The 20886-nt window shown below is 53.9% G+C and carries 22 protein-coding genes and 1 other annotated feature; of the genes, 20 read left to right on the forward strand and 2 right to left on the reverse strand.

Annotated features, from left to right (window positions below; translation table 11 throughout):
* Nucleotides 1–74 precede the first annotated feature (74 nt).
* A complete protein-coding gene (locus DNH61_RS19405) occupies nucleotides 75–1052 on the reverse strand; it encodes an aldo/keto reductase (RefSeq protein ID WP_111148486.1) in 978 nt (325 codons plus the stop codon).
* Nucleotides 1053–1286: 234 nt separating this feature from the next.
* Between DNH61_RS19405 and DNH61_RS19410 the strand changes: the two genes are divergently transcribed.
* The 10 genes from DNH61_RS19410 to DNH61_RS19455 all read left to right on the forward strand — a co-directional run bounded on the left by DNH61_RS19410 (nucleotide 1287) and on the right by DNH61_RS19455 (nucleotide 10176).
* Nucleotides 1287–2237: a M23 family metallopeptidase gene (locus tag DNH61_RS19410; RefSeq protein WP_181438792.1), complete on the forward strand. Its 951-nt coding sequence runs from the start codon at nucleotides 1287–1289 to the stop codon at nucleotides 2235–2237.
* Complete coding sequence (locus DNH61_RS19415) at nucleotides 2203–3111, forward strand: site-2 protease family protein (protein WP_245948265.1); 909 nt, start codon at nucleotides 2203–2205, stop codon at nucleotides 3109–3111. The genes DNH61_RS19410 and DNH61_RS19415 overlap by 35 nt, the downstream gene beginning before the upstream one ends.
* A gap of 41 nt (nucleotides 3112–3152) precedes the next feature.
* On the forward strand, nucleotides 3153–4409 hold the full coding sequence (locus DNH61_RS19420; protein WP_111148489.1) for an Rne/Rng family ribonuclease: 1257 nt from the start codon (nucleotides 3153–3155) through the stop codon (nucleotides 4407–4409).
* A gap of 125 nt (nucleotides 4410–4534) precedes the next feature.
* Nucleotides 4535–4622 (forward strand) — a sequence feature (ribosomal protein L21 leader region).
* A gap of 14 nt (nucleotides 4623–4636) precedes the next feature.
* Complete coding sequence (rplU, locus tag DNH61_RS19425) at nucleotides 4637–4948, forward strand: 50S ribosomal protein L21 (protein WP_111148490.1); 312 nt, start codon at nucleotides 4637–4639, stop codon at nucleotides 4946–4948.
* Between the two features lie 12 nt (nucleotides 4949–4960).
* A complete protein-coding gene (locus tag DNH61_RS19430; protein WP_111148491.1) occupies nucleotides 4961–5296 on the forward strand; it encodes a ribosomal-processing cysteine protease Prp in 336 nt (111 codons plus the stop codon).
* 15 nt (nucleotides 5297–5311) lie between these two features.
* Nucleotides 5312–5623 carry a 50S ribosomal protein L27 gene (rpmA, locus tag DNH61_RS19435; protein ID WP_111148492.1) on the forward strand — a complete coding sequence of 104 codons (312 nt, stop codon included), beginning with the start codon at nucleotides 5312–5314 and terminating at the stop codon, nucleotides 5621–5623.
* A gap of 159 nt (nucleotides 5624–5782) precedes the next feature.
* A complete protein-coding gene (locus DNH61_RS19440; RefSeq protein ID WP_111148493.1) occupies nucleotides 5783–6520 on the forward strand; it encodes a Spo0B domain-containing protein in 738 nt (245 codons plus the stop codon).
* Nucleotides 6521–6533: 13 nt separating this feature from the next.
* Nucleotides 6534–7859, forward strand: a complete 1326-nt coding sequence (gene obgE, locus DNH61_RS19445; RefSeq protein ID WP_111148494.1) for a GTPase ObgE — start codon at nucleotides 6534–6536, stop codon at nucleotides 7857–7859.
* A 161-nt stretch (nucleotides 7860–8020) separates the two neighbouring features.
* Nucleotides 8021–8779 carry a DeoR/GlpR family DNA-binding transcription regulator gene (locus DNH61_RS19450; RefSeq protein ID WP_111148495.1) on the forward strand — a complete coding sequence of 253 codons (759 nt, stop codon included), beginning with the start codon at nucleotides 8021–8023 and terminating at the stop codon, nucleotides 8777–8779.
* 167 nt (nucleotides 8780–8946) lie between these two features.
* Nucleotides 8947–10176, forward strand: a complete 1230-nt coding sequence (locus DNH61_RS19455) for a sn-glycerol-1-phosphate dehydrogenase (protein WP_245948266.1) — start codon at nucleotides 8947–8949, stop codon at nucleotides 10174–10176.
* Between the two features lie 71 nt (nucleotides 10177–10247).
* Here DNH61_RS19455 and DNH61_RS19460 read toward each other — a convergent pair whose 3' ends face one another.
* A complete protein-coding gene (locus tag DNH61_RS19460) occupies nucleotides 10248–10775 on the reverse strand; it encodes a hypothetical protein (protein WP_111148496.1) in 528 nt (175 codons plus the stop codon).
* A 330-nt stretch (nucleotides 10776–11105) separates the two neighbouring features.
* Between DNH61_RS19460 and DNH61_RS19465 the strand changes: the two genes are divergently transcribed.
* The 10 genes from DNH61_RS19465 (at nucleotide 11106) to ruvB (ending at nucleotide 20825) form a co-directional block, all read left to right on the forward strand.
* Nucleotides 11106–11543: an ACT domain-containing protein gene (locus tag DNH61_RS19465; protein WP_111148497.1), complete on the forward strand. Its 438-nt coding sequence runs from the start codon at nucleotides 11106–11108 to the stop codon at nucleotides 11541–11543.
* A 26-nt stretch (nucleotides 11544–11569) separates the two neighbouring features.
* Nucleotides 11570–12856: a homoserine dehydrogenase gene (locus tag DNH61_RS19470; RefSeq protein ID WP_111148498.1), complete on the forward strand. Its 1287-nt coding sequence runs from the start codon at nucleotides 11570–11572 to the stop codon at nucleotides 12854–12856.
* An 85-nt stretch (nucleotides 12857–12941) separates the two neighbouring features.
* On the forward strand, nucleotides 12942–14009 hold the full coding sequence (thrC, locus tag DNH61_RS19475) for a threonine synthase (protein ID WP_111148499.1): 1068 nt from the start codon (nucleotides 12942–12944) through the stop codon (nucleotides 14007–14009).
* Nucleotides 14009–14986, forward strand: a complete 978-nt coding sequence (gene thrB, locus DNH61_RS19480; RefSeq protein WP_111148500.1) for a homoserine kinase — start codon at nucleotides 14009–14011, stop codon at nucleotides 14984–14986. Before thrC ends, thrB begins: the two co-directional genes overlap by 1 nt.
* Nucleotides 14983–15885 carry a prephenate dehydratase gene (pheA, locus tag DNH61_RS19485; RefSeq protein ID WP_111148501.1) on the forward strand — a complete coding sequence of 301 codons (903 nt, stop codon included), beginning with the start codon at nucleotides 14983–14985 and terminating at the stop codon, nucleotides 15883–15885. Before thrB ends, pheA begins: the two co-directional genes overlap by 4 nt.
* Before the next feature lie 287 nt (nucleotides 15886–16172).
* Nucleotides 16173–17639, forward strand: a complete 1467-nt coding sequence (locus tag DNH61_RS19490) for a LysM peptidoglycan-binding domain-containing protein (RefSeq protein ID WP_111148502.1) — start codon at nucleotides 16173–16175, stop codon at nucleotides 17637–17639.
* Nucleotides 17640–17808: 169 nt separating this feature from the next.
* On the forward strand, nucleotides 17809–18492 hold the full coding sequence (locus DNH61_RS19495; protein ID WP_111148503.1) for a BofC C-terminal domain-containing protein: 684 nt from the start codon (nucleotides 17809–17811) through the stop codon (nucleotides 18490–18492).
* 166 nt (nucleotides 18493–18658) lie between these two features.
* On the forward strand, nucleotides 18659–19162 hold the full coding sequence (gene ruvC, locus DNH61_RS19500; protein WP_111148504.1) for a crossover junction endodeoxyribonuclease RuvC: 504 nt from the start codon (nucleotides 18659–18661) through the stop codon (nucleotides 19160–19162).
* Complete coding sequence (gene ruvA / locus DNH61_RS19505; protein WP_111148505.1) at nucleotides 19159–19779, forward strand: Holliday junction branch migration protein RuvA; 621 nt, start codon at nucleotides 19159–19161, stop codon at nucleotides 19777–19779. The genes ruvC and ruvA overlap by 4 nt, the downstream gene beginning before the upstream one ends.
* 17 nt (nucleotides 19780–19796) lie before the next feature.
* Entirely contained in the window at nucleotides 19797–20825 is a 1029-nt protein-coding gene (gene ruvB / locus DNH61_RS19510; protein WP_111148506.1) for a Holliday junction branch migration DNA helicase RuvB, read from the forward strand.
* The last annotated feature ends 61 nt before the right edge of the window (nucleotides 20826–20886 follow it).

The raw sequence follows: 20886 nt of genomic DNA on the forward strand, positions 1-20886 counted from the left end.
TAGAGCTTACCACCATACGGAGAAATTTAACAGTTATGCGGAGAGTTCAGCACAGCCATAGTCCTGCTCTCCCCTTAGGGAAGCGGTCTTCCACGTGATGCCAGATATAGCCGGTACCATTCTTCGCGGGTTAGTGGAAGACTGACGGACTTGGCGCAGGCTTTGATCCGCTCCGGGTTGACTGTGCCGATTACAGGCTGTACGCAGGCCGGATGCTTCATTAGCCATGCCAGCACGATCGCCTCGGGGCTTGTATCCTTTTCTTCGGCCAGTTCGGTAACCAGCGCAGCGGTATCCCGGACATGATCTGGCTGATCCTCAAGCGGCGCGCCCGTAAAGAGGCCTCTTGCCAGCGGTCCCCAGGCTTGAATCTGTATGTTTTCCATGCGCATGAATTCCAGTGTTCCTTCAGGGAAAATCTGGTCCTTCCCTGCCAGCTGGTTGATATGAACCCCTTGGTCAATCCAATCGGTGTGAGCCAGGTTGAGCTCCAGCTGATTGACAATGAGGGGAACCGTACAGGCGCGTTGGAGCAGCCTGATTTGTCCGGCGCCCATATTGGACACCCCAAAGTGGCGGACCTTGCCGGCGGTGACCAGTTTCTCGAAGGCAGCGGCCACTTCCTCGGGCTCCATGAGGGGATCCGGACGATGCAGCAGCAGAATATCCAGGTAGTCGGTCTTCAGCCTGCTGAGGATGCCATTCACGCTGCTTAGGATATGCTCGCTTGAAAAATCAAAGCGGTGAGGCTTGTCTGGCCCTTCACTGAAACGGATGCCGCACTTGGACTGAAGAATGATGGATTCTCTTAACCCGGTATGCTCGCGAAGGGCGCTGCCGAATACCATCTCCGCCTTACCCATTGTATAGATGTCGGCATGGTCAAACATGGTAATGCCTGAAGCCAGCGCGGCATCCATCGTTTCGGACGCCTGCTTATAATGCTCGGTTGTAAGCGGCTCGCTGTTCCAGCCGCCGCCAAGTCCCATGCAGCCCAAGACCAGCCGGCTTGCGGGTATTCCTCTGCGCTGAAGTGGTAATATCGCTGTCATACTAATCCTCCTCGTATCACTCGGTCATAAGATTTCTGCTGCAATGAGAAATGCCCCCATACGGATATTATAGATGGATTCGCCCCCGAAAATAAGCAGTGAACAACTGTATACGTTATATACTGCAGTATAGCGACGACATAAAAGGGACTGTTCTTTCATATTTTGATTATGAACAAGCTATCCGTGGACGGCCCTTCCAGTGCCACTCCGCGGGAGAAGGGAGCGGCATATATGGCAGAACGAACCCGTGTGAAGCAGCGCAGGGAGGAACGTATTCGAGAGCTGATGGATAGAAGATTGCAGGAGAACAAGCCGCTTGACCAGGGAGAGTCTAAGAACAAGAGCAAGGCAACCCCTTCTCTTGGACAGCAGATACAAGCGGGGTCGCGTGATCAGGTGCACCGGACAGGCATGAACGCGCAGCCAGCTGGCGAGGAGCGGGATCCGGAAGCCGAATGGAAGCGAAGGTCGGAAGACTGGCTGCGGGGAGGAGGCAGGCTTCCTAACCTATCCCAGCTTGATGGGACTGGCAGAGGAGCGTCAGCCGATGATGATAACCCGTCCAGGCATGGCGGCTGGGGAGGCATGAGGCTGAAGCTTCTGGTATCGCTCATCCTCTTTGGTTCCATCTGGGGATTATTTGCTCTCAGGCCCGCTGGCACAGAGGATATCCAGCAGTTTGTGCTAAAGGCGCTGACAGAGGAGCTGGACACGGAAGCGGCGGCGGAATGGTACAAGAAAACCTTCGCGGGAGCCCCGACGTTTATTCCGATATTCGACCGGACGGCAACTGAAGCAAGGCGGGTGGATGGTTCGGTGACACAGCCGGCAGCCCTGCCGATTCTGGATGGCACCGTTGTGCGCTCCTTCGCAGAGACATTGAATGGCGTGGAGATAGCTGGCCCCCCGGGCAGTGAGATTACCGTTATCGAAACCGGCCGGGTTGGCCTCGTTTCTGGTAATGAGGCTGACGGATACAGCGTAGTTGTTCAGCATGCGGATAACCGCACATCCATTTACGGGCGGCTGGAGGAAGCTGCAGTGAAGACAGGAGACTGGATGGAGACAGGCGAACGCGTCGGACGGCTTGCGGAGAAGCCGGAGGGTGACAGCCTCCTGTATTTTGCAGTGCGGGTGAATGGCCGCTATGTCGATCCGACGGATGTGGTCCCGCTTGATTAATGTCCTCGGTATCCGCTGGGGGATACATCCCCTGTTCGTACTCGTCATGGCCGCATCCTTGATAACAGGCTATTTCGTCGAGCTGCTGGTTCTCTTCAGCATTGTGCTGATCCATGAAGCGGGTCATGTGCTGGCCGCACAGAGCTTCGGCTGGCGGATCCGGGAGGTCCGGCTTCTGCCATTCGGCGGTGTGGCCGAGACTGAGGAGGCTGGCACGGTGCCGGCGCTGGAGGAAGCGGTGGTAGCCGCCGCCGGACCGCTTCAGAATCTCTGGATGGGTGCGGCTGCCTGGGCGCTCGGTGCATGGGGCGGCTTTGACGCGGGGTGGTCGGAGTATATATGGAAGGCCAATCTGATGATCGGGCTGTTTAATCTGCTGCCTGTACTGCCGCTCGATGGCGGTAAGCTGCTGTCAGCACTGCTCAGCTGTACAAGCTCTTATTACCGCTCCCTCTACATGGTGACAAGACTGAGTCTGGCCGTAAGCCTTATAATCATTCTGTATGCCTGTTACCTGCCGGCCCATCACGGGACAATTCAACTTAATCTGCTGGCCATCGGCATCTTCCTGTTTGTTTCAAACTGGACCTATCTGCGCAATATACCCTATGTCTTCGTAAGGTTTCTGATGCATAGGGAGCTGCATGCTGCACAGCTGAAAAATGACTCGGGGGAGCATCCCCTTCCAATTGTTGTTAAAGCGCGAGATTCACTCGGAGATGTGCTGAGAAGGCTGCGGAGAGGGCGCTATCACTTGGTCTGCCTGATACGTGATAAAGGAAGCGTGCAGGGTGTGATTCCCGAAGAGCACATCATCCAGGCGTACTTATCGGAAGGAAAACCGGGCCGTGCAGTTTCCGAGCTTTTCAGGTAAAATAAAGGTCAAAATGGGCCTCTGGCGGGTGGAGGACTGCGATGAAGCAGATGTTGGTGCATGTAGAACGGGATGTTGTCCAGACAGCTGTACTGACGAACGGGAAATTGGACGAGTATTACACCGAACAGGCGGCGGATGGCCAGACGGTGGGCAGCGTTTATAAAGGAAGGGTCGTCAATGTGCTGCCCGGAATGGAGGCGGCTTTCGTCGATATCGGACAAGGGAAAAATGCCTTTCTTCATATCGATGACCTGCTGCATCCGAATTTGGAGCAGAAGCCGAGGGAGAAGCCGCCTATATCCAAAGTAGTGCGCCCCGGGCAGGATATCCTGGTGCAGATTGTGAAGGAGCCGATTGGGGGCAAGGGAGCAAGGGTAACCACACATTATTCCCTTCCAGGCCGCTGGCTTGTCTATATGCCGTACGCTGACTATGTCGGGGTTTCCAAGAAAATTCCGACGGAGGGCGAACGAGCTAGGCTGCGGCAGGCCGGGGAGTCGGTCAGACAGGCGGAAGAGGGAATTATTCTACGGACAGCTGCAGCTGGCGAAAGCACCAATTCACTGGCCAGAGATGTCGCGGCTTTAAGGGGTCAGTGGGCAGGCATACTGGAACAAGCCGAGAAGGCAGAGGTGCCCGCCATCGTACACCGGGAAGCGGGGCTTGTGCAGCGGGTCGTGAGGGATATCCTCGATGCGGAGACCGATGAAATCTGGATTGATGACAGCAGGGCTTACGAGGAAGTACTGACCTATGTCCGAAGCATGGCGCCGGCGATGGAATCGAGGCTGCTGGCCTACAGTGAGACGGAGAAACTGCCCTTGTTCGAGAAATTCGGCGTCAGCAGCGAGCTGGACAAGGCCTTTGGCGCACGGATACGCCTCACCTCTGGAGGCGAGCTGGTGTGGGATCAGACGGAGGCCTTGACGGTGATTGATGTGAATACCTCCAGATATACGGGGTCCAAGGATCTTGAGGAGACGGTATTTAATACGAATATGGAGGCTGCGGCTGAGGTTGCGCGTCTTCTGCGGCTTCGCGATGCTGGCGGTATTATAATTATTGACTTTATTGACATGGAATCGGTAGAACACCGGCAGCAGGTTATGGGCACTCTTGAAGCCTTGGTGCGCAAGGACAGGACCAAGTGCCATGTCGTCGGCTGGACCAAGCTCGGCCTTCTGGAGATGACAAGGAAGAAAGTCAGAGGCCGTTCCTCGGGTAAGCATCTAGAGCCATGTGCAGCCTGCAAGGGACGCGGAACCTTATATGTGAATCGCCCTTCCCAGGATTAAAACATTTGGTTTAGTGGTTCCCGGGAGGGTGCTATAGTAAATATCAGGCTGCCGATAGAATCGCTTGATAAACCAGCAGTCGTATGCTATAATCATTCAGTGTGTGTGTCTAGTGCTTGTTGCTATGCATGCTACAACCGCTCCGGACAGGTTGGAAGAGCAGTTCCGCTGAGGAATTTGCCACCTGGTTTTCAGGCGAGTCTTAGACATGAGGAGGTGCACCATCTATGTATGCAATCATCGAAACTGGCGGCAAGCAGTACAAGGTTCAAGAAGGCGATGTGCTCTACATCGAGAAATTGGACGTTGCAGAGGGCGACAGCGTAACGTTTGATCGCGTTCTGGCCGTATCCAAAGGCGAAGGCCTGGTTACAGGTTCCCCTGTAGTCGCTGGCGCTGTTGTTTCCGCGAAAGTGGAGAAGCACGGTAAAGGTCAGAAGATCATCGTGTATAAATACAAAGCCAAGAAGAACTATCGCCGTAAGCAAGGTCATCGTCAGCCGTACACGAAAGTGACGATTGGCAAGATCGAGGCGTAAGAGGTCCGAATTATGATCTCAATCACGCTGACCCGTCGTGCTGCGGACAAACGAATTCTATCGTTTGCTGTGGAAGGTCATGCGGAATATGCGAAGCCGGGCAAGGATATCGTATGTGCCGGGGTTTCCGCTGTGACGGTTGGAACAGTCAATTCGATTGAAGCTTTAACCGGATTGGAACTTCCGGCCTCCATGCGGAACGGCTGGCTGCAATCGGATATCCCGTCAACGGGAGTTGAAGCGAGTGACGACAAGGTTCAGCTGCTGCTCGAATCGATGGTCGTTATGCTTCAAACCATATCGGAATCCTACGGCAAATACGTCGTTATAAGTGAACAATCGGTATAGAAGGAGGGTATAACCATGTTGAAACTGAATCTTCAGCTATTCGCTTCCAAGAAGGGTGTAGGCTCGACGAAGAACGGACGTGACAGCATCTCGAAGCGCCTTGGCGCGAAGCGTGCTGACGGTCAAGTTGTTACAGCTGGCAGCATTCTTTACCGCCAGCGCGGTACGAAAATCCACCCGGGCAACAACGTTGGCATCGGTAAAGATGACACGCTGTATGCAAAAGTGGAAGGCGTTGTGAAGTTCGAACGCTGGGGTCGCGAACGCAAAAAAGTGAGTGTTTACCCCGTGGAAGTAGCTCCTGTAGCTGCAGCCGTAGAAGCTTAAGACACCAACACCGAAACCCGGCCTGGTTCACAGGCCGGGTTTTTTTTAAATACCGGGACAGGTAAGTTTTGCCTTAGGTTTCTCTTGGGCTGTAGGGTATGGCTGTGCTATACTTGGTTGGGGTTAGGGAATGAATGGAAACGAAGAGAGGACTCGCTAATGAATCAATGGCGGACTATACGCCTCTACACAGCCGGTTCTGTGCTGCTGCCTGCCGCAGCAGTATTGCTGTGGCCGGACAAGCTTTGGGTTCACGGGATATTTGTACTCTGGACCCTGCTTGCGGCAGGGCTGTGGGTGTGGGTAGAGCGAAGAGAATGGAAGAATAGCGCCGCTCACAACAAGCAGACACTCCAACTGGCGGCAATTCGCACACTGAACCACCATAGGCATGACTGGATGAATGATTTACAGGTTTTGTATGGCTATCTTCGGCTCAACAAACCGGATAAAACAATTGATTGCGTGGAAAAAATAAGAGAACGGATGACGGTGGAAAGCCGGATCGCCAAGCTGGGCGTACCGTCATTGATATTGTTTCTTCAATCCTTCCGCACGATGACTAATGCTGTGCAGCTGGAAATTGAAGTGACCGATGATGTTAACTTATCTGAGCTGCCGCTTCAGGCAGAGGATGTCTCAGCCGCATTGATTGATATCATTAATGCTTATCGTTTTGCCGTGAAATCGGGAACCGGGGACGCAGCGCATCTGGCTTTATCCATTGCACGGAACGAGGAAGCGGTAATCATTAGTATTGAATATGACGGAGAGCTGAATGATGCGTCTGAACTGCATGCCAAATGCAAGCAGCGGCTCAAGAAATCTCCTCTTAAGGTTGAGCTGCTGGAGACAGATATGAAAGACATGGTATTGCGCGCTGAACTGCGCAGCTGAACGGAGGAACATCATGTTTGTAGATAAGGCGAAGATATTTGTAAAAGGCGGGGACGGCGGGGACGGGATAATCTCCTTCCGCAGGGAGCTGTATGTTCCTGAAGGCGGGCCCGCGGGCGGCGATGGCGGCAACGGAGCCAATGTTATTTTCCGTGTGGATGAAGGGCTTCGTACGCTTGTTGATTTCCGGTATCAGAAGCACTTCAAGGCCCCTCGCGGCGAGAAGGGGAAGACGAAGGGGATGCACGGCGCGAATGCCGATCATATGGTTGTCAGAATTCCGCCAGGTACCGTCATTGTAGATGACGATACTCAGGAAGTCATCGCTGATATGACCCGTCATGGCCAAGAGGTAGTTGTGGCCAAGGGCGGACGTGGCGGCCGCGGCAACATCCGCTTTGCGACAGCGAGCAATCCTGCTCCCTATATATCCGAGAACGGGGAAGAGGGACAGGAGCGCTGGGTCGTGCTGGAGCTCAAGGTTATGGCTGACGTAGGGCTGGTCGGATTTCCGAGTGTTGGCAAATCGACCCTGCTGTCTGTGGTGTCAGCGGCCAAACCGAAGATAGGAGCCTACCATTTCACTACGTTAACTCCTAACTTGGGCGTTGTAGATGTAGGTGAGGGCCGAAGTTTTGTAATGGCGGATCTTCCGGGACTTATCGAAGGGGCTGCGGAAGGCGTTGGACTTGGCCACGAATTTCTGCGTCATGTGGAGCGTACAAGAGTCATTATCCATGTCGTGGATATGTCAGCCTCCGAAGGCAGGGACCCGTTTGAAGACTGGGTGAAGATCAATGAAGAGCTTGTGAAATATAATGAGAAGCTGGCGGACCGCCCGCAGATTATAGCAGCAAACAAAATGGACATGCCCGAATCCGCAGACCAGCTGGAGCTGTTCAAGGAGCAGCTGGAAGAAGTGCGGGGGGATAGAGAATACGAGATTGTCCCAATCTCTTCGCTGACGAAGCAGGGGATACAGGAGCTGCTATACAAGGCAGCGGATCTGCTGGATCAGATGCCGACTGCACCGGAAGTCGATGAAGTGGTTGAGGTAGAAGAGCGGAAGGTGTACAAGTACGAGAAGAAGGATGATGACTCGTTCACGGTACGCAAGGAAGATGGCTATTATGTTGTTGAAAGCCCAAGCATCGAACGCTTTATTAAGCGGACGAATCTGAATTCGTATGATGCGGTTATGCGCTTTGCACGCGTGATGCGTAACATGGGTGTTGATACCGCGCTGCGGAAAGAAGGAGCTAAAGGCGGAGATTTGGTACAAATCGGTGACTTCAGCTTTGAATTTTTCGAAGGCGCAGATTACTACTTTGGCGAGTAAGGGCAAGCGGAATGGATGGCGTTTATCGTCGTCTATTGCCGCTTGTTTTCATTTTCGGTATGATGAATTACATATACCATTCCATGCGTCAGCTATTTTATGCGATTAAATAATGAGTGGTTCGTTTAAAAGGGTTATATCGGACGGGGGAGACGGCAGGAATGTTTGCGGCACAGCGCAGGGAACAGATTATGGCGTTATTGAAGGAACAGAAGCAAGTTATTGTAAAGGAGCTGGCTGTCCGTTTCGGCGTTTCGGAAGGGACGCTGCGGACCGATCTGCGGGTAATGGAGGAAGAGGGGCTGCTGGAGCGGACACACGGCGGGGCGGTCATGCCGCGGACGCAGATGCATGATTCGGGGTATGCATCAAGAAGTGAGCTTAATCATGAGGAGAAGCGGGCAATCGCGAGGGCAGCCTCCGCGTTTGTCCACCAAGGGCAGTGCATTATGCTGGATGCAAGCTCAACGGCATTGGAACTGGCCAAGCTGCTCGTGGATTATGATTTTCTTACCGTCGTGACTAATGGCTTGGAGTCTGCTATTGAGCTCAACCGCAATCCGCGCATCAATGTTATCCTGATCGGCGGTGTGCTGCGCCCGAGCTCCCGGACGGTAGAAGGACTGCTCGGCAGGAGTATATTGGAGGAGGTTCACGCAGACTATTTCTTTACTTCAGCAGAGGCCTTTCATGCTGAGGCCGGTATGACGGATTTCAGTCTGTATGAGGCAGAGCTCAAGAAGCGGATGGCCGCTAATGCCGCGAAAGTCTGCGCGATGGTGGATCATACAAAGCTCAACCGCCGCTCTATTGCGACGAGCGTCCAGGTATCCGGTCTTGATATGCTGATAACTGACCGTCTTGCAGACCGGCGTCTTCTGGAATCCCTTCATCATCTACAGATTGTAGTTGCGGATTAAAGGACTGTTATTCATTGATGCATGTGTTCATAACCGTAAGTAAGTGATAATCGATTGATAATGAACAATTGTCGGCCGCAAATGCAATCAAATGTTGACATTCGATAGGAAAATCGAAAGAATTGAAAGGGAAATATAACGGAAAACGGAGCAGAGGTGGATAAAGGATGGAGACCATGATAGAGAGAGTGAACCGGCTGGTCGCTGAGGATAAGGGCGGCTGGCATTATCATACCGTGACGCTGGACGAGATTGTGGTGGAGAGCGGAGCTTTGTCCAGAGTGCCGGCTTACATTCAGAATCATGGCTATAACCGTGTTATCATCGTCGCTGATGACAATACGGCACGGGCGGCAGGCAATGAGCTTGTGGAGCTGCTGGTGGAAGCGGGAGTTGCTAATAAGCAGGTCATGGTGAAGCCCAATGCAATCGGGGATGTGGTTGCGGATGAGCAGACCATTATTCAGGTAATGCTTGAGATCGATCATGAGACGACGGATTTGATCGTGGCTGCTGGATCAGGAACGATTCATGATGTGGTGCGGTTTATTGCCTACAAGATGAATAAGCCGTTCTTGTCGGTGCCGACTGCGCCATCTGTCGACGGCTTTAACTCGAAGGGTGCGCCGCTCATCATCCGCGGTGACAAAATCACAATTGCTGCTTCATCTCCGGTGGCGATATTCGCGGATCTTGATATTCTGACTAAAGCGCCTGCGGCGCTCGTAGCTGCAGGGTTTGGTGATATGCTGGGCAAGTATACGTCCCTGTTCGACTGGAATTTTGGAAGGATTGCCGCAGGCGAGCCTCACAGCAGGCTCGCGGAATCGATTACGAAGGATGCATTGGAGCAGTGTGTGCGCCAAGCCGAGTCCATAGCCCGCAGAGATGCGGAGGGGATTCGCAGCTTGATGAACTCCCTGATCGAATCAGGGCTGGCCATGCTGATTCTTGGCGTATCTCATCCCGCTTCGGGTGCTGAGCATCATCTCTCCCACTATTGGGAGATGGAGTATCTGCGGCTTGGCCGCAAGCAGCTGCTGCACGGTGCGAAAGTTGGTGTAGCTTGCACCATTATTTCCGAGCTGTACCATCGGCTGGCGGATGAAGGCTGGCTTGGTCAAGCATTGGAGTCCGATCCGGCTGACCATGAAGCCTTCCAGGCCATTCATGAGCATCGGGAGGAGATTGAGGCGGCTATTAGAGCCATCCCTGCTCCTGATCAGCTGAAGCAGCTGCTCAGAACCGTTGGAGGCTTCACGGAGCCGCTGCAGCTGGGTGTTGACAGCGAACTGTTGTCACGCAGCCTGCGGGGAGCGCATCATATCCGCCCTAACCGGTTTACCCTGCTGCGTGCCTACAATAAATCCATGCAGCCCTCCAAAGTAATGGTATAAATAACGAAAGAGGTCTTCTCGCTGGTGAGAAGACCTCTTTTTTCGATTGTTGAGATACGGAGTTAAGAATTCTAGGAGGTGACCCGCATCTTCTCGTCCTGTCTGGCTTGAAATTGAACCAGCATGAAGCTTGTCATAACCAGAATCAGGAAGGTGCCGTGCTCCCATAGCTCGGCCCTGTCCCCGAACAGAATATCGCCGGCTGAGAAGACAAAGAAGATCAGCATGCTTATTTTGAAGGCAAGGGACTGAAGGCTTTTGTTTGATGCTGACTTCACTGCCAGCACGACAAAAGCTATGGCCAGCAGGATCTCTATCACACTGATCGCATACAGGCAGATCGCCGATATATAACCCGGCAAGTTGAGTGTGGCAAAATAGTTGGCGAATTTCTCATCCCGCGTCACGCCATAGAAGTAATTGTGGTTGAAGAACTTGTCGAGCCCGTTCAGCAGCCAGAACATAGCCCAGAAGCCGTGGACGATAAAGGCAAAGGAGAGTTTGTTATCGAGGGCCTTAAGAAACCGGTGGGCACCTCTCTGTGAAGAGTCATTGACAGTGTGGTAAGGCTTCATCGAGCCGCCTTGAACAGTTTTCATAAATTACACACCTCTCGTGTTTCTTATTAGAAAATAAAGTAATTTTAGATAAAAACATTACCTTGCGTAGTGTTTATATCTCATTAATAAAAATATAAAGCGGTATAAGTACATTATATTTCCAGTAAAATCAAAAATAAATAGGGGCTTTCTAAATGTTTGAAATTTGACAATACTTTAATAATCTCTCGCGCTGCAAGCTGGCCTTCCGATATAATAGAAAGCGCGACAGAAGGGCGGTTAACCCAATATTGCCTATTGCGGCCGTGTGGCTGTTTCGATATAATGTCCACTATAGATGTACAGTTGTCTTTGTGAGGAGGACGATAGATGACGGATCGTTATTATGTCGTCCGCGAGGACATTTTGCCGGAAGCGATTGTCAAGACCATGCAAGTTAAAGGCATGCTGCAGCGAGGCGAAGCCGAGACGGTACATGAAGCAGTGGAACGTGTCGGGCTCAGCAGAAGTGCTTTCTATAAATATAAAGACGGCATCTATGCTTTGAATCAGCTAGGCAGGGAACGGATTGTGACCGTTTCGATGGATCTTGATCACCGCTCGGGTGTTTTATCCAAAGTGCTCGGGCTTGTGGCCGATTCCGACGGCAATGTGCTGACGATTCATCAGAGTATTCCACTGCAGGGTTTGGCCAATGTGGTAATCTCGGTGGATACATCGGGCATGCCTGCGTCGCTTGGGGAAATGCTGGACAGCATTCGTTCACAAGACGGAGTACGCAAAGTGTCGGTAATAGGGCAGGGATAGATTAAATGGATCGTGGAGGAGAGCGTATGAAACCAGTCAAGGTAGGATTGCTAGGGCTTGGCACTGTCGGAACAGGTGTTGTCCGCATCGTGGAGAGACATCAGGAGGATCTGCTTGGCCAGGCCGGTTCACCGATTATCATTGAACAAATTGCGGTTAAGAACACGAACAAGCTGCGGAGTGTACCTATTGATGCGGACAAGTTGACGGATGATCCTTGGGATGTGATCCGCAATCCGGAGATAGATGTCATTATTGAAGTTATGGGCGGAATCAACCAGACGAAGGAATATATACTGGAAGCTCTTGCCTCAGGCAAACACGTTGTCACGGCAAATAAGGACTTGATGGCGCTGCATGGTCAGGAAATACTGGCGAAGGCACGCGAGAACCGCTGTGATGTGATGTATGAAGCAAGCGTGGCGGGCGGGATACCGATTATCCGCACCTTGATTGAGGGATTCTCTTCCGATCGAATCACCAAGATTATGGGCATTGTAAACGGCACAACAAACTACATGCTCACCAAGATGACCCAAGAGGGTGTTTCCTACTCCGACGTGCTGCGGGAAGCTCAGGAGCTGGGTTACGCTGAAGCAGATCCCACTTCGGATGTCGAAGGGCTGGATGCCGCGCGCAAGATGGCGATCCTTGCCACACTCGGCTTCCGCACCAACGTTGCGCTTGAGGACGTGTCTGTCAGAGGCATCTCTTCGATCAGCCAGGAGGATATCCAGTATGCCAAGCGGCTCGGATATGAAGTGAAGCTGCTCGGCATAGCAGAGCGCGAGAACGATGCAATCAGCGTTACCGTACAGCCGACGATGGTGAAGAACACGCATCCGATTGCTTCCGTTAACGGAGTATTCAATGCCGTATACGTATATGGCGAAGCAGTGGGTGAAACGATGTTCTACGGTCCGGGTGCAGGTGAAATGCCGACAGCGACCTCGATTGTAGCAGACCTAGTTGCCGTTGTTAAGAACCTGAAGCTTGGCGTGAACGGCCAGCAGGCGGCCGCTATTTTCCGGGACAAGAAGCTGATGAGCGACGAGCAGACAATGAGCAAGAATTTCCTGCTCCTTCATGTGGATGACCGTGCGGGGGTACTGGCTCAGATCACGCAGGTGTTCGCCGAATACGGCGTCAGCCTGGAGTCCGTTCTGCAGCAGCCGAACCCGACCAATCCGGAAGCCGAAATTATTGTGATCACCCATGACGCTAGCAGGGCATCCATTCAGAAGGTGCTTCAGGTATTCGAATCGCTGGATGTGATCCGGACGGTGAAGAGTGCGTACCGGGTGGAAGGCTAAGGCTTGTTACTGCCTGGTGGCGGGATCATTCATAAGATTCATATCGTTAATATAGACCAACTTACTATAAAAGGAGTTATTTGAAATGCGATATTTAGGACTGCTGGAAACGTATAAGGATATGCTGCCGGTAACGGACAAGACTCCAATGCTGACCCTTCATGAAGGGAATACGCCGCTCATACGTGCGGAAAATTTGTCAAATGAGCTGGATCTCGATATTTATTTCAAGTATGAGGGCTTGAACCCTACAGGCTCCTTCAAGGACCGCGGCATGGTGATGGCAGTCGCCAAGGCGATGGAAGAAGGCAGCCGGACGATCATGTGTGCTTCGACAGGCAATACTTCGGCCGCGGCTGCGGCTTATGCTGCCCGGGGCGGATTAAATTGTATCGTGCTCATTCCTAACAATAATATTGCGCTCGGCAAGCTCGCGCAGGCGATCATTTATGGCGCCAAGGTTATTGCCATTGAAGGCAACTTCGACCGGGCCCTGGAAATTGTGCGTGAAATAACGGCCAAGCATCCGATCACACTGGTAAACTCCGTTAACCCGTACCGGATTGAGGGCCAGAAGACGGCAGCGTTCGAAGTGAGCGACCAGCTTGGCAAGGCACCCGATTATTTGGCCATACCGGTCGGCAATGCCGGTAATATCTCCGCTTACTGGAAAGGCTTCAAGGAATATTATGAACAGGGTAAAATCAGCTCCTTGCCTAAGATGGTCGGCTTCGAGGCAGAAGGCGCCATGGCGATCGTCAAAGGGGAGCCCATCGCAGAGCCGGAGACCATTGCGACGGCTATCCGGATCGGCAATCCCGCCAGCTGGAAGACAGCGGTTGCTGCGGCGGAAGAATCGGGCGGCCAGATTAATTATGTAACGGACGAAGAGATCCTGCATGCCTACAAGACAATTGCAGGACGTGAAGGAATATTTGCGGAGCCGGCATCGGCGGCTTCGATCGCCGGCGTTATGAAGCTGAAGCGCGAAGGCGTCTTCCGCGGCGGGGAGACGGTTGTCTGCGTCCTGACCGGTCACGGCCTGAAGGACCCGAACATCGCGATTAAGAGTGTTAACGCCGAGCCGGTAGTGGTGGAGGATTCCGAAGCGGCTGTTATGGAAGCCATCCGCAAGCTGGAAGGTGAAGCGTAATGCAGGGGCGGCGGGTACTCGTTAAGGTGCCTGCCAGCACGGCCAATCTTGGGCCGGGCTTTGATACGCTTGGCATGGCGCTGCCGCTGTATAGCTGGATTGAGATGGGACCAGCGGATGAAGGGACACGGATTAAGCTTTACGGGGATCACTTGAACGGCATTCCGGAAAATAAGGATAATCTGATTTTCAAGGTGGCACAGCTGGTATTCGATGAGGCAGGGGTAACGGTGCCGGAGCTGGACATTGCCATGTACAGCGATATCCCGCTTACACGCGGCCTCGGAAGCAGCGCAAGCGCAATTATCGCTGCTCTGACAGCGGCGAATGCGATGATCGGCAGCCCGCTCTCGGAAGACCGGCTGTTCCAGCTGGCCACGAAGCTTGAAGGACATCCTGACAATGTGGGAGCCTCGCTGTTTGGCGGCATTATTGTGGCATCATGGGACGGCGATAAGGCGGATTATATCCGGTTGGAGCCGCATCCATTACTTGAAGTGCTGGTGGCGATCCCGGATTTCCAGCTGTCAACGGAGAAGGCCCGCCATGCGGTGCCGGATACGTTCACGAAAGCTGACACGGTCTATAACGTGAGCAAGAGCTCTCTCTTGGTAGCCGCTCTGGCGGCAGGTAGGCTGGACAAAATAAAGGATGCGATGCGCGACCGGCTGCACCAGCCATACCGTGCCGCGCTTATACCGGGCATGTCGCATATTCTGGCGCATGCTGCAGATTATGGAGCGCTTGGAGCAGCACTCAGCGGAGCGGGACCGACTTTGCTCGCGCTGGTGGAAGCGGGAAGCAGCCGGAAGGCAGAGCTGGAGCGCTTCATGCTGGAGTCCCTGGGCTCGGAGGGGATTCAGGCGTCGCTTGTATGGCTGAAGCCATGTCTGCATGGCCCTGCTATTAACGTTCTAGAGGAAACCCCGGAGCGGTTGCCGTTCATAGAACGGATCAAAGGAGAAGTAAAGGCATGATTAAAGTAGCGCTTCTGCCAGAGGGTTCAACATCCGATGATGCGGCCCGTTATTTATTTCAAGGAGCCGAGGCTTCCTTTGCCTACCATAAGCTGATTGCGGATGTGTTCCTGTCGACAGACGGGGGATCGACCGATTACAGTGTCATTCCTATCGAGAACACGATCGAAGGCTCTGTCAGTCTTCACAGCGACTGGATGGTACATGAGGTGGATCTGCCCATCCAAGCAGAGTGGGTCTATCCCTCCGTGCAGAATTTGATCGGCCGCAGCAGTGAATGCTGCAGCGGGGACGGTAAAACGGACTACAGCCGGATCGTGAAGGTTATGAGCCATCCAGTAGCAATGGCTCAGTGCACCGGCTTCCTTCGCAGACATCTTCCGCATGCGGAATGGGAGAATGTCAGCAGCACAACGGAAGCGGTGAGGCTGGTGAAGGAAAATCCGGGAGCCGGCTGGGCGGCAATCGGCACCAAGAGTGGGGCAGAGCTTCATGGCCTTGACGTGCTAGAGGAGCGCGTAACGGACCATAACAACAATTTTACCCGGTTCTGGCTGATCGGCCGCAGACCGTTCGAAGCCCGGTCCTCCGAGCATTACAAGACGAGCATCCTGGTCACGCTGCCGGAGGACTTCCCGGGTGCGCTGCACCAGGTGCTGTCGGCTTTTTCCTGGCGGAAAATCAACCTGTCACGGATAGAATCCCGTCCGACGAAGAAGAAGCTTGGCAATTATTATTTCTTTATCGATATTGCCATGTCGCTTGATACGGTTCTGCTGGCAGCCGCGATCGAAGAGATCGAGGCGCTCGGGTGCCAGGTGCGTGTGCTTGGCAGTTACCCGACCTTCGCTTACGAGCCATCGGGCCGAGAAGCGCTTAACGCGGGCCAGCGCTGCTGAGTGTCATGGCAGTGTGGCGGGATTTCATACAGGATGGAGCGTTCTTCGACAGCAAGCAGCTGCCGGCGGGCGCTTCTGCTGTTTCTAATAGGATTTTGTGCTGACGCTGCAGATGGCGTACATGCCCCATGGGGACAATCCGTATCATTTTTTTGAGCTTTTTTTACGGTTTTAGGGGACATACGCCTACTCTCCTGCATAGGATGTAATGAATGACGGCAGGTGCCCTGCAAGAAGCCAGGCAGAGCCGCCGCGACAGAAGTCCGTGACAGGAGGTAATTCGGCACGTGAAAATCCATATGGTCAAAAAAGGTGACACGCTGTATAAAATTGCAGAAAAACATGGCGTGACACTGGATGAAATCGTAAAGCTGAACCCGGAAATTGAGAATCCAGATGTAATTGATGTAGGAATGAAGGTGAAGATTCCGGGCACGAAGCCTGAAGCGCCGGCAGGCGATTGGGTCCATCAGCATGTTGTTGCACAGGGCGATACGCTGTGGAAGCTCGCGAAGGCTTGGGGAATTCCGCTCTCCGACATGATTAAAGCGAACCCGCAGCTGAAAAACCCCAATGTTCTGATGACCGGTGAGGTTGTCAACATTCCGAAAGCGATGGCAGAGACAGAGAATCCGGCGGTTATGCCGGAGCTGAAGGAGCTGTCCGGGCATGGGAGTCCGGATAAAATCTATACCGGACCAGCTGCAGATAAGCTGCCGACCGCGCCTAAACTTCCCGAGACGAAGCTTCCTGAGGTAGAGGTGAAGCCGCAGGCTTACCAGGTCAAGCATCAAGTGCATATCGATCTGTTCAAGCAGTTTCAGGTGCCTTCCGCAGAGGTCATGTTCGAACTGCCCAAGATGCCTGAGAAGAAGAAAACGGCGCCTTGTCCGGAGTATGTCAAACCGGTTGAACAGCCGGTATGTCCGCCGATGCCTGTTTGTCCTCCTGGCACAGTACCTGTACTTTACCCTTGCCCGCCTGGAACGGTTCCTGTCGCAGGATGGGGCTACCATGGCGAGCAGGCCGGCCATATGCCGCAAGGTCCTGGCGCTATATCCCCCTATCAGCACACGCCTGAACCGGGTGTATGGCCTGGTGCTCAGGGCAGTCCGTCTGCTGCGGCCGGATGGCACAGCCATCCTGCTCATGCCGGCTACTTTGATACGCAGGCCGTGCAGCCTGGCCAGCCGGGTCTTTATGGGCAGTTTGGACAGTACGGCCAGCAGGGTATGCTTCCTGGCGGCATGACAGAATGGCCTGCGCCTGGCACAGAAATGCAGCCCGGCATGATGATGCCTCAACCGCCGCAGAGCTTCGCCCCTGGAATGATGCCGCCAGGATATCCGGGAGGCTGGACACCGGATGGACTGCCGGCCCAGGGCGGCATGGCTTCCGTGTATGGAGCCGGCTATCCTTCAGCAATAGGGATGGGCGCAGGTGCACCGCCTGTGTTTACAGGCTTCGGCAATCCGGGCTTCGGCATTCCAGGAGCAGCGGGATCACCTCTCATGGCCCAAGCGGGCAGTATTGATCCAGGAACGGGCAGCAGGGAGCAGCAGGGTGACTATGGCAGTACGGATAAGCGGGATGGAGAGGATGCTCCGGCACCGGCGGCAGAGGATAAGAAGCCGGCGCGCGCGTCTTCCCGGAAGCAGCCAGGCAAAGCCTCTGTCCGCTCCGTCAAGAAGGAGTCCGTCCCGAAGAAGACTGCCGGCAGAACGCGCAGCAGGGGCCCGTGGATTAATCAATAGATTGCATAGTGTTCATGCAACGGACTGCGCCTACAGTGGATGAGGGTGCAGTCCTTGTTTCGTTTTGTCATGGAAATGGCTGCCGCTCCAGACCGATCTGATTCCTGTGCATAACCTATGCATACCAAGGAAACAATAGGGAAAATCGATTTTTGAAGGAGACTTCCTTATGATGGGATTTAGCCTTTGGAAGCAGTTGAAGAAGCGTCTACGCATGCGGAAGAGGCCGACCTGGCATCTTGCGTCCATAGGGGGACTGGCAGTACTGGCGGGCGTCCTGGCAGCTGCTCTGCCGGCACAGGCAGCGCCCAGATATGAAGCGGAAGTGCGGGTCGCAGCGGATCGTGCAGCAATTCAGCCCAAGCTAGAGGAGAAACAGCCAAGTGTAATTGAAGCGCTGCGCAAGAACAAGCAGCCGTTACCGGTCAGCATGAGGCGGATTTATCTGTGCGGAGAGGAATCACAGGCTGTCGGTCTGCGGACAAGCAGTCAGATTATCGGGATGCTGCGGAGCAATCCAGGCTGGACGGCTGTTATGGACCCGGGGGGAACAGTCGTAATCGAAGAGCGGATCGACGATTTGTCGCCGGCCTGTAAGGAAAGTGCCGTCTTCGGGATTAGCAAGGACGATTATCTCTCCCTCTTTGAAGGGCCACCATCCCGCAATCAGGTGCTGCGTACCTTCTATCAGCTCGATGTCCGGTTTATGGAGAGCAGTCTGCCGGAGGAGCAGGTCAGAGCGCTACATGAAGGCATTCGCGTAACGGACCGTGAGGAGTTCAACAGTGTATTGTCCAGCTTCAGCGATTATGCGCTGCCGGAGAACAGGGAGATACAGGATTTAACCTATTGAAGGCGGCTGGATCGGCTGCAATAGTGTTTGGCTAGAGGCGCTTTCCGGCGCTTCTTTTTGCTGTGTCTTCAAACCCGCGCTGATGCGGGTTGTTCTCATGAGTACGAACATTTGCTATAATGGGATGAAGCTTAGGACAGCATCGGCTGATGAGGGAGAGAATAGCTTGCGAGTGTTGGGGATTGACCCGGGAATAGCCATTGTTGGCTTTGGATTTATAGATAAGATCGGCAGCAGACTGGTTCCTGTCCAATACGGCATGGTCGAAACGAAGGCGGGAACGCCGCAGGAAACAAGGCTGCTGCAGGTTTATGAATCGGTTGGCGCACTCATGGATAAGTACAAGCCCGACGCCGTTGCGGTGGAGAAGCTGTTCTTCAACCGCAACGTGACCACCGCGTTTACGGTCAGCGAGGCCAGAGGGGTCATTATTCTCGCTGCCGTTCAGCGCGGGATCGCAGTGGCTGAATATACGCCTATGCAGGTCAAACAGGCGATTGTGGGATACGGCAAAGCGGAGAAAAGGCAGGTCCAGGAAATGGTCCGCATGTTCCTTAAGCTGGCTGCCATTCCGAAGCCGGATGACGTGGCGGATGCTTTGGCTATTGCGATCTGCCATGCCCATTCAGCTGTTCTGCTGCAGAAAACGAACGGAGTGACGCGTCCATGATCGATTTTGTAAGAGGAATGGTGGCTCATATTGAGCCGGAATATATTGTAGTGGATGTTCATGATACCGGGTACAGAGTTTTCACGCCGAACCCCTATGCATTCTCCGCTAAAGAGGAGAAGGTGACGGTTTATACCCATCATCATGTGCGGGAGGATGCAATTCTGCTCTTCGGCTTCGCGACCAGGGAGGAGCAGCAGTTCTTCCGCAAGCTGCTGGAAGTATCGGGGATCGGCCCGCGAGTGGCGCTCGGCGTCCTCGCTGCCGGGACACCGGATACCGTCGTGGCGGCCATCCGTCAGGAGAATTTGGCGTTCCTGACCAAGCTGCCGGGTATCGGCAAGAAGACAGCTCAGCGGATGATACTGGATTTGAAGGATAAGCTGGCAGCCCATCCCATGGATGCTTCCGAGCTTTCGTCATACGAGATGCCATCAGCTGCTGCTTCCGGCGCCGGCAGTGCGGCCTGGCAGGAAGCAAGGGAAGCGCTCACGGCGCTTGGCTATACCGCGTCCGAGCTGGACAAGGCATGGGCGGAGCTGGAGCCCTCGGTCAGCAGTGATGAATCCGTAGATGCGTTAATGAAGCGTGCGCTTCAGCAGCTGTTTAAAGGTTGACGGGAGGGGCTTGAGTAATGGACGACCGAATTATATCCGCCAACCTGATGATGGAGGACCAGGCGGTTGAGCTTAGCCTGCGTCCCCGTTACTTGGCCGAGTATATCGGACAATCGCAGGTCAAGGAGAATCTTAAGGTATATATAGAAGCGGCCAAAATGCGGAAAGAGGCACTGGATCATGTTCTGCTGTATGGTCCGCCGGGGCTTGGCAAGACAACCCTCTCCAATATTATCGCCAACGAGCTTGGCGTTAATATGCGGACGACATCAGGACCCGCTATTGAGCGGCCGGGAGACCTGGCTGCCCTGCTGACGAATCTGCAGGAAGGCGATGTTCTCTTCATTGACGAGATTCACCGTCTTCACCGGACTGTCGAGGAAGTACTCTACCCGGCGATGGAGGATTTTGCGCTTGATATCATGATCGGCAAGGGGCCGAGCGCCCGTTCAGTGCGGCTCGACCTGCCGCCGTTCACGCTTGTCGGCGCTACCACAAGAGCAGGACTGCTTTCTTCGCCGCTCAGAGACCGGTTCGGTGTTGTCAGCCGGCTTGAGTTTTATACCGTGGACGAATTGGCCTTCATCGTATCCCGCGCCGCCGATATACTCGGTGTTGAGATGATTGGCGAAGCATCCCGCGAAATTGCAATGCGTTCGAGGGGGACGCCGCGGATCGCCAACAGGCTGCTGAAGCGGGTCCGCGATTTCGCTCAAGTCAGAGGCGACGGGATGATCACTTACGAGCTGGCGAAGCATGCGCTGGAGCTGATTGCGGTTGATCCGATGGGTCTTGACCAGATTGACCACAAGATGCTGAGAACGATGATTACGAATTTCAGGGGCGGCCCGGTCGGCCTGGATACGATTGCGGCGACCATTGGCGAGGAGAGCCAGACGATCGAGGATGTGTATGAACCCTATTTGATGCAGATCGGCTTCCTGCAGCGCACTCCGCGGGGACGTATGGTGACGCCGCTGGCGTATAAGCATCTTGGCCTGCCTGTCCCTGGCGAGAAGAACGAGGATGAACAGACGCTGTTCTAGTCTAGAGGAGCAGCTGTGGCACACTTGCTGAAACCATGAACACGGGATATACGGAGGCCGC

This window comes from Paenibacillus sambharensis, assembly GCF_003233845.1.
GTDB lineage: Bacteria > Bacillota > Bacilli > Paenibacillales > Paenibacillaceae > Paenibacillus_I > Paenibacillus_I sambharensis.

What these genes read in the sequence shown, in the direction of transcription:
- DNH61_RS19405 (WP_111148486.1), bottom strand. Translation starts at nt 1,052, where the DNA reads ATGACAGCGATATTACCACTTCAGCGCAGAGGAATACCCGCAAGCCGG.
- DNH61_RS19410 (WP_181438792.1), top strand. Translation starts at nt 1,287, where the DNA reads ATGGCAGAACGAACCCGTGTGAAGCAGCGCAGGGAGGAACGTATTCGA.
- DNH61_RS19415 (WP_245948265.1), top strand. Translation starts at nt 2,203, where the DNA reads ATGTCGATCCGACGGATGTGGTCCCGCTTGATTAATGTCCTCGGTATC.
- DNH61_RS19420 (WP_111148489.1), top strand. Translation starts at nt 3,153, where the DNA reads ATGAAGCAGATGTTGGTGCATGTAGAACGGGATGTTGTCCAGACAGCT.
- rplU (WP_111148490.1), top strand. Translation starts at nt 4,637, where the DNA reads ATGTATGCAATCATCGAAACTGGCGGCAAGCAGTACAAGGTTCAAGAA.
- DNH61_RS19430 (WP_111148491.1), top strand. Translation starts at nt 4,961, where the DNA reads ATGATCTCAATCACGCTGACCCGTCGTGCTGCGGACAAACGAATTCTA.
- rpmA (WP_111148492.1), top strand. Translation starts at nt 5,312, where the DNA reads ATGTTGAAACTGAATCTTCAGCTATTCGCTTCCAAGAAGGGTGTAGGC.
- DNH61_RS19440 (WP_111148493.1), top strand. Translation starts at nt 5,783, where the DNA reads ATGAATCAATGGCGGACTATACGCCTCTACACAGCCGGTTCTGTGCTG.
- obgE (WP_111148494.1), top strand. Translation starts at nt 6,534, where the DNA reads ATGTTTGTAGATAAGGCGAAGATATTTGTAAAAGGCGGGGACGGCGGG.
- DNH61_RS19450 (WP_111148495.1), top strand. Translation starts at nt 8,021, where the DNA reads ATGTTTGCGGCACAGCGCAGGGAACAGATTATGGCGTTATTGAAGGAA.
- DNH61_RS19455 (WP_245948266.1), top strand. Translation starts at nt 8,947, where the DNA reads ATGGAGACCATGATAGAGAGAGTGAACCGGCTGGTCGCTGAGGATAAG.
- DNH61_RS19460 (WP_111148496.1), bottom strand. Translation starts at nt 10,775, where the DNA reads ATGAAAACTGTTCAAGGCGGCTCGATGAAGCCTTACCACACTGTCAAT.
- DNH61_RS19465 (WP_111148497.1), top strand. Translation starts at nt 11,106, where the DNA reads ATGACGGATCGTTATTATGTCGTCCGCGAGGACATTTTGCCGGAAGCG.
- DNH61_RS19470 (WP_111148498.1), top strand. Translation starts at nt 11,570, where the DNA reads ATGAAACCAGTCAAGGTAGGATTGCTAGGGCTTGGCACTGTCGGAACA.
- thrC (WP_111148499.1), top strand. Translation starts at nt 12,942, where the DNA reads ATGCGATATTTAGGACTGCTGGAAACGTATAAGGATATGCTGCCGGTA.
- thrB (WP_111148500.1), top strand. Translation starts at nt 14,009, where the DNA reads ATGCAGGGGCGGCGGGTACTCGTTAAGGTGCCTGCCAGCACGGCCAAT.
- pheA (WP_111148501.1), top strand. Translation starts at nt 14,983, where the DNA reads ATGATTAAAGTAGCGCTTCTGCCAGAGGGTTCAACATCCGATGATGCG.
- DNH61_RS19495 (WP_111148503.1), top strand. Translation starts at nt 17,809, where the DNA reads ATGATGGGATTTAGCCTTTGGAAGCAGTTGAAGAAGCGTCTACGCATG.
- ruvA (WP_111148505.1), top strand. Translation starts at nt 19,159, where the DNA reads ATGATCGATTTTGTAAGAGGAATGGTGGCTCATATTGAGCCGGAATAT.
- ruvB (WP_111148506.1), top strand. Translation starts at nt 19,797, where the DNA reads ATGGACGACCGAATTATATCCGCCAACCTGATGATGGAGGACCAGGCG.